This window comes from Empedobacter sedimenti (assembly GCF_030005555.1).
In the GTDB taxonomy this organism is placed as follows: Bacteria; Bacteroidota; Bacteroidia; order Flavobacteriales; family Weeksellaceae; genus Empedobacter; species Empedobacter sedimenti.
Genome location: NZ_JASCQG010000012.1, coordinates 43,374 through 56,681 on the forward strand (window position 1 = coordinate 43,374; position 13,308 = coordinate 56,681).

Here is a 13,308-nt window from a genome sequence, read left to right on the forward strand (position 1 = left end):
TTTAGAATGAAAAAAATATTAATCATCACCTATTACTGGCCTCCTGCGGGAGGTCCTGGTGTTCAAAGATGGTTGAAATTCACAAAATATCTTCCTGAATTTGGATATGAAACCTACGTTTATATTCCAGAAAATCCTTCTTATCCAATTCTAGACGAAACCTTAGCGAAGGATATCAATCCAAAAGTTAAAATCGTCAAGAATAAAATTTGGGAACCTTATCAGTTGGCAGAAAAACTGAATCCAAAAAATAAAGCTTACAAAGGAGGACATTTCGAAAAGAAAGAAAATCAATCTTTCATGTCGAGATTGTCGGTTTTTGTTCGTGGAAATTTCTTTATTCCAGATGCGCGCAAGTTTTGGGTAAATCCTTCTGTAGAATATTTAAAAGACTTTTTACAGAAAGAAAATATCGATACGATTGTAACTTCTGGTCCACCTCATAGCTTACATTTAATCGGGTTGAAATTGAAAAAACAATTACCAAATCTAAAATGGTTAGCAGATTTTCGTGATCCTTGGACGCAAATTAGTTATCATAAAGAATTGAAATTAACTTCTTGGGCAGCTAAAAAACACGAAGATTTGGAGCGTGAAGTGATGCAAAAAGCAGATGTTATTTTAGCAACTAGTTACGCTGATGGAGAAAATTTCAAGAAGATTGGTGCAAAACATGTAGAAGTAATTACAAATGGTTTTGAAGAAGTAAAACAGCAAACAGAAAAAGATCAAAATCACTTTCATTTGACGTATTCTGGAGGTTTGGAAATGCTTCGAAATCCAATCGCTTTGTGGAAAGCTTTAGCTGAAATTAGCAACGAAAATCAATCGTTTCGAGAAGATTTTAAACTTGATTTTTATGGCTCTTTGGCTGATGATGTCAAACAAACAATTCTTGAACAAGGTTTACAAAATAATTTGATTGTTCACGGATATGTTTCGCATCAAGAGTCGTTAAATGCGATCAACTCTGCGAATATATTGTTGTTAACAAACTTTGATAATGTTGCTTCGAAAGGAATTATTCCAGGTAAATTATTCGAATATATGGCAACTGGAAATCCAATTTTAGCAGTTGGTCCAGCAGATGCTGATGTCGAAAAAATACTTCAAAAAACAAAAGCAGGTGATTATTTTTCTCATCAACAAGTCAATGAAATCAAAACATACATCCTTTCGATTTACAATCAATGGTTAAAAAATCCTAACCAAAAATTTGAAACTAATGAAGCGGAAGTTCAACAATTCAACCGAAAAAACTTAACGAAGAAATTGGTTGAAGTTGTGGATGATCTGTAGTTTTTAATAAAAATAATTTCAACTATTATTCAGAAAGCCATTTAATTGCTGTATTAACTACTTGATCATTTTTAGTGTTCGATAAATCTGACACTATTACATCGGGCGTTAATTCATCTTTGTAGCTCTTGCCATTTCTATCCATAATATAGGCACTTGCTAACAACAACTGTCCTCCATTTGATAGAAAATAAGTATTATTAGCTGTAGTGTATCCTGCAGATTTTTGTCCAAAGGATTTCACATTAGGTAAACCAAAAAATGATACAGCAGTCATTTCACCACTACTCCCTGTATTACCATCAAATAATACAGCTATTTTCGTTTTCTTATTTTTAATTTTATATGTATTTACATTTTTATTGTCATTTAACCATGGTATTTTAATTTTACCATATAAGAAATAACCTGTCGTTCCATCTTCAAGCAAAGCATTTAAACCCGCCAACATAGGCCACATACTTCCGCCTCCATTGCCACGTAAATCGACAATCCAACCAATTATCGTATTTTCTGTATCTATTTTTTTGATAATTGAACGAATTGTATTAGCAAATTCCACATCTTTCTTTTCATCAAAATTAGCGCATCTTGGTACTTTTATCCATCCAACACCATTTCCCAAATATTCCCCTTGAGGATATTCAGCCAAAGGAGACTCCTTTATTTTATTTATTTTTTTTGAAGAATAAAAATGAGAATGTTTATCTCCTACTTCCTTCAGTTTATTTGTATAGAAATCAAAAATAATTTGCTCGTTATTAGAATCATTTTTTACTAATGCCAACGTTTTACTTTCAGTCTCAATATTCTTCCAATTTAGCTCATTCGTAAAAAGAGAATTGTTCTTGATGATTTTAAAAATTTCATTGTTTAAAGCAATCGCTTGTTTGTCTGATTGTACATTTTGTGCCTGTATTTTAGAAGCAAACAGTATTGTTAATGCAATAAATATTATTTTTCTCATAATTAATTTTTAAGATAATAGACTTGTCCTTGAAAATAGTAAAACTGATATTATTATAACTGAAATTTATAAATAAAATTATCAACCTCACAATTTTGAATAGTCAAAATATGTAAGTTGACAAAAAAACTTTACAAAAAATATCAAAATCTAACATTCATCATAAGTAGGTTGTATATTTTATCCTTAAATTTATCTTGGAAAAAAAATAAATCACAGAAAAAATGAATGACAATCGTAAAAAAGACGCATTGAATTACCATTCTATGGGTAAACCAGGGAAAATTGAGGTAATTCCGACAAAACCTACAAATACACAACGCGATTTGTCGCTTGCTTATTCTCCAGGAGTAGCTGAGCCTTGTTTAGAAATTGAAAAAGATCCTGAAAATGCTTACAAATACACAGCTAAAGGAAATTTAGTTGCCGTAATTAGTAACGGAACTGCTGTTTTAGGATTAGGTGATATTGGTGCGCAAGCTTCTAAACCTGTAATGGAAGGAAAAGGATTACTTTTTAAAATATTTGCTGATATTGACGTTTTTGATATTGAGTTAGACACAAAAAATGTAGACGAATTTATCAATACAGTAAAGGCTTTAGAACCTACTTTTGGTGGAATTAACCTTGAAGATATTAAAGCGCCAGAATGTTTCGAGATTGAGAAACGTTTAAAAGCTGAAATGAATATTCCTGTGATGCACGATGATCAGCACGGAACTGCAATTATTTCTGGAGCAGCATTAATTAATGCTTGTGAGTTACAAGGAAAGGATATTTCTAAAGTAAAAATCGTTGTAAACGGAGCTGGTGCTGCCGCAATTTCGTGTACCGGAATGTATATTTCTGTTGGTGCTACGAAAGAAAACATCGTAATGTTAGATAGTAAAGGTGTTATTCGTTCAGATCGCGATAATTTAGATCCTTCTAAAGCAGAATGGGCGACAGATCGTGACATTTCTACTTTAGCAGATGCGGTAAAAGGTGCTGATGTTTTTATTGGTTTATCTGCTGCTGATGTTTTAACTGCCGAAATGTTGAACACAATGGCAGAAAATCCGATTGTTTTGGCAATGGCTAATCCTAATCCAGAAATTGCTTATGAATTAGCTATCGCAACTCGTACTGACATTATTATGGGTACAGGACGTTCAGATTATCCAAATCAAGTAAACAATGTATTAGGTTTCCCTTATATCTTCCGTGGAGCTTTAGATGTACGTTCTACAACGATTAATGAGGAAATGAAAATTGCAGCTGTACGTGCTATTGCAGAATTAGCAAAACAACCCGTTCCTGAAGTTGTAACGCAAGCCTATAACAATCATTCTTTAAAATTTGGAAAAGATTACATCATTCCAAAACCGAATGATCCACGTTTATTACCAGAAGTTTCTGCTGCTGTTGCGAAAGCCGCAATTGAAACTGGTGTTGCAAAAAATACAATCACTGACTTTGAAGAATACAAATTATCCTTAATCAAACGTATCGGAAACGAGAGTACGATTATGCGTAATTTGACACAAACAGCAAAATCAAATCCAAAACGTGTTGTTTTTGCAGAAGGAGATCGTTTCGAAATTCTTCGTGCAGCGCAAATCGTAAAAGAAGAAAAAATTGCTATTCCGATCATTTTAGGAAAGAAAAATAAAATTCAACAAATGATCAAGGATTATGCGTTGGATTTAGATGATGTTGAAATCATCGATCCAAGCGCTGAAGAAGATACTGATCGCTACAATCAGTTTGTTGAGTTTATTTACACAAAACGTCAACGCAAAGGTGTTTCGATATCTGATGCAAAGAAAATGTTACGTGACAGAAACTATTTTGGTTCTTGTATGATTGAGTTTGGTTATGCTGATGCAATGATTTCTGGTATGACGAAAAACTACTCGCAAGCGATTCGTCCAGCTTTAGAATTAATTGGAGCGGAAGAAAACCAAAAAGTTGCAAGTATGTATATGATGTTAACAGAAAAAGGTCCTATTTTCTTAGGAGATACAACCGTTAACTTAGACCCAACTTCAGAAGATTTGGTCAATATTACTTTACAATTCAACGAAACGATTAAGAAATTCCAAATAGAGCCTAAAATAGCTTTATTGTCTTATTCTAATTTTGGATCAAATAAAGGAACAACAGTGTCTAAAGTACAAGATGCTGTAAACTATTTACACCAAAATCATCCAGATATTAAAGTAGATGGTGACATACAAGCTAATTTTGCGGTAAACAAAGAAAAATTACAAAGTAATTTCCCTTTCTCTAAATTGGCAGGAACTTATGCCAACACATTAGTTTTCCCTAATTTGGAGTCTGCAAATATTTCGTACAAATTATTACAAGAATTAGGAAATATAGAAGCGGTTGGACCAATTTTAATTGGTATGAAAAAACCAATTCACTTATTACAATTGGATAGTACTGTTCGCGAAATAGTGAATATGGTTACAATTGCTGTAATTGATGCGCAACAACATCGTTAAGAAATAGCAATTATTTATAAGAATTTAAAACTCTCTGACTTTTCAGGGAGTTTTTTTTATCTTTATAAAAACCAACTAGATGAAAAAAATAAACAATATAATCGTATATCTGTTACTTTTATTACCTGCATGTACTTTTTCCCAAAAAATCATTCAAAATGATTGGTACAAAGTAGACATAAGTCCTTATAAAGGGTACATGAACTATCAAGTTCTGCAAATAAATGATACGTTAATTACTAAGGCTACCTTACAAATAAAAAAAGAGAACGATAAAATTAATTACGAAATCAAACTGACAAATCTAAATGACTCAATACTCACCCCAATAGATTATGATATAAAACTATTTGAAGATGGAAAGCATTATGAAATAAATGGTAAAGTAAATCGTACAAATTATGAGTTTGAATGGTTAAATAATATCAATGAAGAAGTTTTAAAAACGAGTAATAATACATTTACAAGTATTAATTTATTTTACTTTGTAACCAAACAAAATTATAAGAAGAAAGGAATTATTAAACGATTTGATTCGCTCGAAATTGAGGAATTACATTATAAACCGATACATCAGATAGAATATATCAAAGATGAAGTGATACAAGTTGGAAAGAATAAGATAAATACAAAACGCATTAAACATACTGGAGAAAGGATAATGGGAGATACATTTTGGTTAGATCAAAACAATCAAATAATAAAATTTGCAATGGACGATTATAAGATGTATATTAAAACAACAGAGCGTATAGCAAAAGCAAATTACAACTAAAAAAGCCTCCCAATTTGGGAGGCTTTTCATATTATAATCGAATTGATTATGCTTGTTCTTCAGTACCTTCAGTTTCAGCAGCAGGAGCAGCTTCTTCTGTTTTAGTACTTTTTTTACTACGACGTGTCGTTGCTTTTTTCTCAACTTTCGCGTTAGTGTAGATATCATTGAAATCTACTAACTCGATCATTGCCATATCAGCACTGTCACCTAAACGGAAACCAGTTTTGATGATACGAGTGTATCCACCTGGACGGTTAGCAATTTTAGGAGCTACAGTTCTGAATAATTCAGTTACCGCTTCCTTATCTTGTAAGTAAGAGAAAACAACGCGACGGTTGTTTGTATCGTCTGTTTTAGACTTTGTCAATAAAGGCTCAACGTATGTTTGTAATGCCTTTGCCTTCGCTACTGTTGTGTTGATTCTTTTGTGCGTAATCAACGCTATAGCTAAGTTAGATAATAAAGCTCTTCTATGAGAGGCAGTTCTACCTAAATGGTTAAATTTTTTTCCGTGTCTCATTTTTAATAAAATTATTCTACGTCTAACTTATATTTTACGATGTCCATACCAAAGTTTAAACCTTTGCTATCAACTAATTCTTCTAATTCTGTAAGAGATTTCTTACCAAAATTTCTGAACTTCATTAAGTCAGACTTAGCGAAAGAAACTAATTCGCCTAATGTTTCAACTTCAGCTGCTTTTAAACAATTTAATGCTCTCACTGATAAATCCATATCAACCAATTTAGTTTTCAATAATTGGCGCATATGTAAAGCTTCTTCGTCATAAGTTTCACCAGATGCTACTTCTTCTGCTTCAAGAGTAATTCTTTCGTCAGAGAATAACATAAAGTGGTGAATTAAGATTTTAGCTGCTTCAGTTAATGCATCTTGTGGAGTTATAGAACCATCAGTAGTAATCTCAAAAACTAATTTTTCATAATCCGTTTTTTGCTCTACACGATAGTTTTCAATTGCATATTTTACATTCTTAATCGGAGTGTAAATCGAATCAATTGCTATAGTACCAATTGGCGCAGAAGCCTTTTTATTCTCTTCAGCTGGTACGTATCCTCTACCTTTCTCAATTGTAAATGTAATTGTAACGTTTACTTTTGAGTCTAAGTTAGCGATAACTAATTCAGGGTTTAAAACTTGAAATCCAGAAATAAATTTCCCTAAATCACCCGCTGTTAATTGATCTTGCCCTGAGATAGTAGCAGTTACAGTTTCAGCATCTGATTCATCAATTTGTTTCTTAAAACGAACCTTTTTCAGATTTAAAATGATCTCTGTAACATCTTCCACTACTCCTGGAATAGTTGAAAATTCGTGCTCAACTCCTTCAATTTTGATTGAAGTGATCGCATATCCTTCTAATGAAGAAAGTAACACTCTACGTAGAGCATTTCCAACTGTAATCCCGTATCCTGGTTCTAATGGACGGAACTCGAATTGTCCGAATTTAGAGTCAGACTCTACTAAGATTACTTTGTCAGGTTTGATGAAATTTAAAATAGTCATTTTATTAGTCTGATTTTAAGGTTTATTTAGAATATAACTCGACGATTAATTGCTCTTTAATATCTTCTGGGATTTGAACTCTTTCTGGAGCTTTTGTGAAAGTTCCTGATAATTGCTCATCATTCCACACTAACCAATCATACTCGCGACGTGCGTGTAATGAATTAGTAATTGGTGTTAATGATTTAGATTTAGTTCTTACTCCTACAACGTCACCAGCTTTAAGTTGGTATGAAGGGATGTTTACTAATTCACCATTAACAGTGATGTGTTTGTGAGATACTAATTGACGAGCAGCGCTACGTGAGTTTGCGATACCTAATCTGTAAACTACGTTATCTAAACGAGATTCACATAATTGTAATAATACTTCACCTGTAATTCCTTTAGATGCATTTGCTTTCTTGTATAAGTTAGCAAATTGTTTCTCTAAGATACCGTAAGTATATTTCGCTTTTTGTTTTTCAGTTAACTGAATAGCGTATTCTGATTTTTTAGCTCTTCTTTTGTTAGGTCCGTGTTGCCCTGGAGGATATTTCTTTTTCTCAAAAGATTTATCGTCACCGAAAATTGGTTGTCCAAATTTTCTTGCAATTTTAGTTTTTGGTCCTGTATATCTTGCCATGATTTGTACTATTAAATATTAAATAATTAAATTGAGAAAAATGATTATACTCTTCTCTTTTTAGGAGGGCGACATCCATTATGTGGTAATGGAGTAACATCAACGATTTCAGAAACCTCGATTCCACCGTTATGAATTGTTCTAATAGCAGACTCACGACCTTGACCTGGTCCTTTCACGAATACCTTAACTCTTCTTAATCCAGCTTCGTATGCAACTGTTGCTGCATCTTGAGCGGCTACTTGAGCAGCGTAAGGCGTGTTCTTTTTAGATCCACGGAATCCCATTTTACCTGCTGAAGACCAAGAGATAACTTCACCGTTTTTGTTCGTTAAAGTAACGATAACGTTATTAAACGATGCTTGAATATGAGCTTGTCCAGTAGCTTCTACAACTACTTTTCTTTTCTTTACTACTTTCTGATTTTTTGCCATGATCTACTTATTATTTAGTGGCTTTTTTCTTGTTAGCAACTGTTTTCTTTTTACCTTTTCTTGTACGTGAGTTATTTTTTGTTCTTTGACCACGTAATGGTAAACCTAATCTGTGACGAATACCTCTTTGACATCCGATATCCATTAAACGTTTAATGTTTAATTGGATTTCTGATCTTAATTCACCTTCTACTTTGAAAGCTTCATTGATCGATGCACGGATTGCATTGATTTCTTCATCACTCCACTCGCTAACTTTTTTATCTTCTGAAATGTTATTTTCAGCTAAGATAGTTGAAGCACTACTTCTTCCGATACCGTAAATGTATGTAAGTCCGATTACCCCTCTTTTGTTTTTAGGTAAATCTACACCTGAAATTCTTGCCATAATTCTAAATAATTAACCTTGTCTTTGTTTAAACTTAGGATTCTTTTTGTTGATCACATACAAACGTCCTTTACGACGTACAATTTTACAGTCAGCACTTCTCTTTTTAATGGATGCTCTAATTTTCATCTTTGTAAATTTATTTATAATCCGATAGAGTTAACGTTTCCACATTAACTCTATCACCAGTCGTTATTATTTCTTTTAGTATCTATAAGATATTCTTCCTTTTGATAAATCGTAAGGAGACATCTCTATTTTAACTCTATCACCTGGTAATAATTTGATATAGTGCATACGCATTTTACCAGATATGTTACATGTTACAACATGTCCATTTTCTAATTCGACACGGAACATTGCATTAGATAATGCTTCTGTAATCGTACCGTCTTGTTCAATATGTTTTTGTTTAGCCATAAATCTTTTTAAAATAATCTTATTAGATATCTCTTGATGTTCTACCTGAAGACATTAAACCATCGTAACGGTGATTTAATAAATATGTATTAATTTGTTGTACAGTATCTAAGATAACTCCCACCATAATTAACATTGATGTACCTCCAAAGAACATTGCTAAGCTTTGTTCTACACCTAATAATTTTACAATCGCTGGCAAAACAGCAAGCAAAGTTAGTAAAATTGCTCCAGGTAACGTAATTTTTGATAAAATATCGTCTAAAAAATTTGCAGTATCTTTTCCAGGACGGATTCCAGGTATAATTCCTCCGTTACGTTTTAAGTCTTCAGCCATCTGATTTACTGGAATTGTAATCGCAGTATAGAAGTATGTGAAGATAATAATTAGTAATCCGAAGATCAAATTGTATTCCCACGTAAATGGATCTGCCATTTTTGTAAAGAATGCTTTGATTGAACTTGTATCGTCTAAGAAATAGTTTGCTAATGTTCCTGGTAAAAACATAATTGCTTGCGCGAAGATAATTGGCATTACACCAGCTGCATTCACTTTAAGAGGAATATAAGAACGGACAGAATCTGTTACAGATCTCATATAAGAACTACTTGAAGTTTGTGCTCTTCTTACATATTGTACAGGTACTTTACGTACTGCTGCAACAATCATAATACACATTGCAATAACTAGGATTAACCCTAACATTTCTATCAAGAAGAAAATACCATTTGAAGGGTCAACCTCAAAGGCATTAAATATTGCTTTTGGTAAGTCAGCTAAGATACCAACCATAATTAAGATTGAAATACCGTTACCGATACCTTTGTCAGTAATTTTTTCTCCCATCCACATAGCAAAGATTGTCCCAGTAATTAAAATTACTGTTGATGGAAACCAGAACCAGAAGTTGGTTGGAGGAATTACATAAATAGCATACGACGAAGTTGGATCGTAAGGTAAAATCTGAGATGTTACCAATGTAAGGTATGCTGGTGCTTGCACCAAACAAATCCCGATTGTTAACCATCTTGTGATTTGGTTTACTTTGTTTCGTCCGCTTTCTCCTTCTTTTTGTAGTTTTTGGATGTAAGGTACTGCTAATCCCATCAATTGTACAACAATTGAAGCAGAGATATAAGGCATAATTCCTAACGCAAATACGGAAGCTCTCTTAAAAGAACCTCCGGTAAAAGAGTTTAATAATCCTAAAATTCCTGAATTTGCATTTTCTTGGTCTGCAACAAAACGATTAACCTCGTTAATATCGACACCTGGAAGTGGAATATGAGAACCGAATCTATAAACCAACAATAGAAGGATAGTTACAAGTAACTTATCCTTCAATTCTTTTATGCTCCAGATATTTTTTATGGTCTGTATAAACCCTTTCATCTATAAAATATGCTTAAGCGTTAACTAATTCTACTTTACCTCCTGCTTTCTCAATAGCTTCTTGAGCTGTTTGAGTGAATTTATCAGCAGTTACATTAACAGTAGCTTTTAACTCTCCACGACCTAAAATTTTCACTAAGTCGTTTTTGTGAGCTAATCCTAACTGTACTAATGTTTCTTTGTTTAAAGTATCTGTAATTTTATTGTTATCAACTAATTGTTGAATTGTATCTAAATTGATTCCAGTGTACTCAACTCTGTTGATGTTTTTGAAACCAAATTTAGGTAAACGTCTTTGTAAAGGCATTTGTCCACCTTCGAATCCGATTTTTCTTGAATAACCAGAACGAGATTTAGCACCTTTGTGTCCACGACCTGCTGTCAAACCGTTTCCACTACCTTCACCTCTACCTTTACGGAATTTATTTTGTACTGAACCAGCAGCTGGTTTTAAATTACTTAAATTCATTTTAATAATTTTTTAAAGGTTAAAAGCGATTAAGCTCTTTCTACTACTACTAAGTGTGAAACTTTACGAATCATTCCTTCGATTTGAGGAGTTGATTCGTGCTCAACAACTTGATTCAACTTTTTTAAACCTAAAGCAACTAATGTAGCTTTTTGAGATTTATCACGGTTGATTGCACTACGTGTTTGTTTTACTCTTACTTTGCTCATTTTACTTTTTTTTAACCGTTGAATACTTTAGTTACAGAAATACCTCTTTGACGAGCAATAGTTTCTACAGAACGTAAGCTTAATAAAGCACGGAATGTAGCTTTTACTGCATTGTGAGGGTTAGAAGAACCTTTTGATTTAGATAATACATCATGTACACCAACTGATTCTAATACCGCACGTACTGTACCACCTGCAATTACCCCTGTACCTTTAGATGCTGGACGGATGAATACTTGCGCACCACCGAAACGAGCTTCTTGTTCGTGAGGAATTGTATTGTCAAATAATGGAATACGTACTAAGTTTTTCTTAGCATCTTCGATAGCTTTTGCAATAGCAGAAGCAACGTCTTTAGATTTCCCTAATCCGTAACCTACTACACCATTTCCATCTCCAACGACTACGATAGCAGAGAAACCAAATGCTCTACCTCCTTTTGTTACTTTAGTAACACGTTGTACTCCAACTAAACGATCTTTTAAATCTAAACCTGTTGGTTTTACTCTTTCTACGTTTTTAAATCCTAACATAATTTCTTTCTCTTTTTTAGAATTTTAATCCACCTTCTCTAGCTCCTTCAGCTAAAGCTTTGATTCTACCATGATACACGAAACCGTTACGGTCAAAAACTACAGTTTCAATTCCTTTTGCAACAGCTTTTGCAGCTAATGCTTTACCAACAGATGCAGAAACATCAGATTTTGTACCTTCTACAGAAACACCTTTTTCACGAGATGATGCAGAAGCTAAAGTTACTCCACTGTTATCGTCAATAATTTGAGCGTAAATTTCTTTGTTAGAACGGTAAACTGATAAACGAGGTTTAGTTTCTGTTCCAAAAATATTTCGACGCACGCGTCTTTTTATTTTTTGTCTTTTTTCTACTTTAGATAATGCCATTTTTCAATGATTTTTATGCAGATTTACCTGCTTTTCTTCTAATAATTTCTCCTACGAATTTAATTCCTTTTCCTTTGTAAGGCTCTGGCTTACGGTAAGAACGAATTTTCGCTACAATCATTCCTAATAATTGATTATCATGAGATGATAATGTAATAATAGGGTTTTTACCTTTTTCTGTTAAAGTTTCTACTTTAATTTCTGTAGGTAATTCGATCACGATATTGTGAGAGAAACCTAATGACAAATCTAATTTTTGTCCGTTGTTAGATGCTCTATAACCAACACCAACTAACTCTAATTGTTTTTTGAAACCTTCTGTTACACCAGTAATCATATTATTGATTAAAGAACGGTATAAACCATGTAAAGCTTTATTTTCTTTAGAATCGTTTGGACGTACTACAGTTAAAACTCCGTCTTCGATAGTGATATCAAAACCTTCGTTCAACTCTCTTGTCATTGTAATGTTGTTACCTTTTACTGTAACTACGTTGTCTTTAAACTCAACAGTTGCTGCTGCAGGAACGTTGATAAGTGCTTGTCCTATTCTTGACATAATTTCTTAATTTTTAAAAGATTAATAAACTAAACATAAAACTTCACCACCTACATTCTCTTGACGAGCTTGTTTGTCTGTCATTACACCTCTTGAAGTAGAGATAATAGCAACACCTAAACCGTTTAATACACGAGGTAATTCTTTAGATCCTGCGTATTGACGTAAACCTGGAGTAGATGCTCTTTTGATTTTACGGATAGCTGGCTCTTTAGTAACTTTGTCGTACTTTAAAGCGATTTTGATTGTTCCTTGAGGTTGATCTTGTCCTTCGAATTTGTAGTTCAAGATATAACCTTGTTCAAATAAGATCTTAGTGATCTCTTTTTTAATTTTAGATGCAGGGATTTCCACAACTTTGTGTCCCGCCATCATCGCATTTCTAACACGCGTTAGAAAATCTGAAATAGGATCTGTATACATAATAATTCTACAGTATAGTACCGAAGCACTACTTTTAAAATTAAACTTAATCTAAATGCACTATGCATTTGGGTTGCAAATATATTGCATATTTTTTAATTACAAACTATTAATCTCAATAATTTATTTTTAATCGTTTTAGAATTAATGAATAAGCTCAAACCTTAATTTAAGAAGAATAAAAAAACACAAGAAAACGAAGTATTTTGTTTATTTATAGTATTCGTAGTAGAAATTAAGACAAATTGTATAAATTTGATTTGGCTTTAGGGGTATTCTGAAAAGAATTGAGACAGTCCCTTTGAACCTGATACGGTTAACACCGACGTAGGGAAAAGCAATATTTATACAATTGTTTTGAGCAATTGTATGCTTTTTTTTCAAAGAAAAAATCCTCTTAAGCCATTAATTGTTTTATCAAAATTATC

The 13,308-nt window shown here is 32.9% G+C and carries 18 protein-coding genes and 1 riboswitch; of the genes, 3 read left to right on the forward strand and 15 right to left on the reverse strand.

Annotated elements, in window-relative coordinates; translation table 11 throughout:
* Positions 1-6: 6 nt before the first annotated feature.
* On the forward strand, positions 7-1,299 hold the full coding sequence (locus tag QHG34_RS11845) for a glycosyltransferase family 4 protein (RefSeq protein WP_282630421.1): 1,293 nt from the start codon (positions 7-9) through the stop codon (positions 1,297-1,299).
* A 25-nt stretch (positions 1,300-1,324) separates the two neighbouring features.
* On the opposite strand, the gene QHG34_RS11850 is transcribed toward QHG34_RS11845, so the two are convergent.
* Positions 1,325-2,266, reverse strand: a complete 942-nt coding sequence (locus tag QHG34_RS11850) for a S41 family peptidase (protein WP_282630422.1) — start codon at positions 2,264-2,266, stop codon at positions 1,325-1,327.
* Positions 2,267-2,490: 224 nt separating this feature from the next.
* Here QHG34_RS11850 and QHG34_RS11855 point away from each other — a divergent pair, with 224 nt between their 5' ends.
* Entirely contained in the window at positions 2,491-4,755 is a 2,265-nt protein-coding gene (locus tag QHG34_RS11855) for an NADP-dependent malic enzyme (RefSeq protein WP_282630423.1), read from the forward strand.
* Positions 4,756-4,834: 79 nt separating this feature from the next.
* Positions 4,835-5,530, forward strand: a complete 696-nt coding sequence (locus tag QHG34_RS11860) for a hypothetical protein (RefSeq protein WP_282630424.1) — start codon at positions 4,835-4,837, stop codon at positions 5,528-5,530.
* Between the two features lie 46 nt (positions 5,531-5,576).
* On the opposite strand, the gene rplQ is transcribed toward QHG34_RS11860, so the two are convergent.
* The 14 genes from rplQ to rpsH form a co-directional block, all read right to left on the reverse strand.
* The gene (gene rplQ, locus QHG34_RS11865) at positions 5,577-6,053 is read right to left on the reverse strand and encodes a 50S ribosomal protein L17 (RefSeq protein ID WP_282630425.1); all 477 of its coding nucleotides are present in this window, start codon (positions 6,051-6,053) and stop codon (positions 5,577-5,579) included.
* An 11-nt stretch (positions 6,054-6,064) separates the two neighbouring features.
* On the reverse strand, positions 6,065-7,057 hold the full coding sequence (locus QHG34_RS11870; protein WP_282630426.1) for a DNA-directed RNA polymerase subunit alpha: 993 nt from the start codon (positions 7,055-7,057) through the stop codon (positions 6,065-6,067).
* A 22-nt stretch (positions 7,058-7,079) separates the two neighbouring features.
* Entirely contained in the window at positions 7,080-7,682 is a 603-nt protein-coding gene (rpsD, locus tag QHG34_RS11875) for a 30S ribosomal protein S4 (RefSeq protein ID WP_282630427.1), read from the reverse strand.
* A 44-nt stretch (positions 7,683-7,726) separates the two neighbouring features.
* The gene (rpsK, locus tag QHG34_RS11880) at positions 7,727-8,116 is read right to left on the reverse strand and encodes a 30S ribosomal protein S11 (RefSeq protein WP_072928707.1); all 390 of its coding nucleotides are present in this window, start codon (positions 8,114-8,116) and stop codon (positions 7,727-7,729) included.
* A gap of 10 nt (positions 8,117-8,126) precedes the next feature.
* The gene (rpsM, locus tag QHG34_RS11885) at positions 8,127-8,504 is read right to left on the reverse strand and encodes a 30S ribosomal protein S13 (RefSeq protein WP_282630428.1); all 378 of its coding nucleotides are present in this window, start codon (positions 8,502-8,504) and stop codon (positions 8,127-8,129) included.
* Between the two features lie 12 nt (positions 8,505-8,516).
* Complete coding sequence (gene ykgO / locus QHG34_RS11890) at positions 8,517-8,633, reverse strand: type B 50S ribosomal protein L36 (protein ID WP_013598490.1); 117 nt, start codon at positions 8,631-8,633, stop codon at positions 8,517-8,519.
* A 75-nt stretch (positions 8,634-8,708) separates the two neighbouring features.
* The gene (infA, locus tag QHG34_RS11895) at positions 8,709-8,924 is read right to left on the reverse strand and encodes a translation initiation factor IF-1 (RefSeq protein WP_171623153.1); all 216 of its coding nucleotides are present in this window, start codon (positions 8,922-8,924) and stop codon (positions 8,709-8,711) included.
* A gap of 22 nt (positions 8,925-8,946) precedes the next feature.
* Complete coding sequence (secY, locus tag QHG34_RS11900; protein WP_282630429.1) at positions 8,947-10,317, reverse strand: preprotein translocase subunit SecY; 1,371 nt, start codon at positions 10,315-10,317, stop codon at positions 8,947-8,949.
* A gap of 13 nt (positions 10,318-10,330) precedes the next feature.
* Positions 10,331-10,786 (reverse strand): 50S ribosomal protein L15, encoded by a 456-nt coding sequence (gene rplO / locus QHG34_RS11905; RefSeq protein WP_038335541.1) that lies wholly within the window; start codon positions 10,784-10,786, stop codon positions 10,331-10,333.
* A gap of 29 nt (positions 10,787-10,815) precedes the next feature.
* Positions 10,816-10,995, reverse strand: a complete 180-nt coding sequence (rpmD, locus tag QHG34_RS11910; RefSeq protein WP_019974183.1) for a 50S ribosomal protein L30 — start codon at positions 10,993-10,995, stop codon at positions 10,816-10,818.
* 11 nt (positions 10,996-11,006) lie between these two features.
* Positions 11,007-11,528 (reverse strand): 30S ribosomal protein S5, encoded by a 522-nt coding sequence (gene rpsE, locus QHG34_RS11915; protein WP_407080913.1) that lies wholly within the window; start codon positions 11,526-11,528, stop codon positions 11,007-11,009.
* 16 nt (positions 11,529-11,544) lie between these two features.
* Positions 11,545-11,898 (reverse strand): 50S ribosomal protein L18, encoded by a 354-nt coding sequence (rplR, locus tag QHG34_RS11920; RefSeq protein WP_282630430.1) that lies wholly within the window; start codon positions 11,896-11,898, stop codon positions 11,545-11,547.
* A gap of 13 nt (positions 11,899-11,911) precedes the next feature.
* Positions 11,912-12,457, reverse strand: coding sequence for a 50S ribosomal protein L6 (rplF, locus tag QHG34_RS11925; protein ID WP_282630431.1), 546 nt, complete (start codon positions 12,455-12,457; stop codon positions 11,912-11,914).
* A gap of 21 nt (positions 12,458-12,478) precedes the next feature.
* A complete protein-coding gene (rpsH, locus tag QHG34_RS11930) occupies positions 12,479-12,880 on the reverse strand; it encodes a 30S ribosomal protein S8 (protein ID WP_282630432.1) in 402 nt (133 codons plus the stop codon).
* A 258-nt stretch (positions 12,881-13,138) separates the two neighbouring features.
* Positions 13,139-13,231, forward strand: a riboswitch (TPP riboswitch).
* The last annotated feature ends 77 nt before the right edge of the window (positions 13,232-13,308 follow it).

Bases quoted from the DNA above. Each gene is read 5' to 3' on its own strand.
- QHG34_RS11845 (WP_282630421.1), top strand. From the start codon at position 7: ATGAAAAAAATATTAATCATCACCTATTACTGGCCTCCTGCGGGAGGT.
- QHG34_RS11850 (WP_282630422.1), bottom strand. From the start codon at position 2,266: ATGAGAAAAATAATATTTATTGCATTAACAATACTGTTTGCTTCTAAA.
- QHG34_RS11855 (WP_282630423.1), top strand. From the start codon at position 2,491: ATGAATGACAATCGTAAAAAAGACGCATTGAATTACCATTCTATGGGT.
- QHG34_RS11860 (WP_282630424.1), top strand. From the start codon at position 4,835: ATGAAAAAAATAAACAATATAATCGTATATCTGTTACTTTTATTACCT.
- rplQ (WP_282630425.1), bottom strand. From the start codon at position 6,053: ATGAGACACGGAAAAAAATTTAACCATTTAGGTAGAACTGCCTCTCAT.
- QHG34_RS11870 (WP_282630426.1), bottom strand. From the start codon at position 7,057: ATGACTATTTTAAATTTCATCAAACCTGACAAAGTAATCTTAGTAGAG.
- rpsD (WP_282630427.1), bottom strand. From the start codon at position 7,682: ATGGCAAGATATACAGGACCAAAAACTAAAATTGCAAGAAAATTTGGA.
- rpsK (WP_072928707.1), bottom strand. From the start codon at position 8,116: ATGGCAAAAAATCAGAAAGTAGTAAAGAAAAGAAAAGTAGTTGTAGAA.
- rpsM (WP_282630428.1), bottom strand. From the start codon at position 8,504: ATGGCAAGAATTTCAGGTGTAGATTTACCTAAAAACAAAAGAGGGGTA.
- ykgO (WP_013598490.1), bottom strand. From the start codon at position 8,633: ATGAAAATTAGAGCATCCATTAAAAAGAGAAGTGCTGACTGTAAAATT.
- infA (WP_171623153.1), bottom strand. From the start codon at position 8,924: ATGGCTAAACAAAAACATATTGAACAAGACGGTACGATTACAGAAGCA.
- secY (WP_282630429.1), bottom strand. From the start codon at position 10,317: ATGAAAGGGTTTATACAGACCATAAAAAATATCTGGAGCATAAAAGAA.
- rplO (WP_038335541.1), bottom strand. From the start codon at position 10,786: ATGAATTTAAGTAATTTAAAACCAGCTGCTGGTTCAGTACAAAATAAA.
- rpmD (WP_019974183.1), bottom strand. From the start codon at position 10,995: ATGAGCAAAGTAAGAGTAAAACAAACACGTAGTGCAATCAACCGTGAT.
- rpsE (WP_407080913.1), bottom strand. From the start codon at position 11,528: ATGTTAGGATTTAAAAACGTAGAAAGAGTAAAACCAACAGGTTTAGAT.
- rplR (WP_282630430.1), bottom strand. From the start codon at position 11,898: ATGGCATTATCTAAAGTAGAAAAAAGACAAAAAATAAAAAGACGCGTG.
- rplF (WP_282630431.1), bottom strand. From the start codon at position 12,457: ATGTCAAGAATAGGACAAGCACTTATCAACGTTCCTGCAGCAGCAACT.
- rpsH (WP_282630432.1), bottom strand. From the start codon at position 12,880: ATGTATACAGATCCTATTTCAGATTTTCTAACGCGTGTTAGAAATGCG.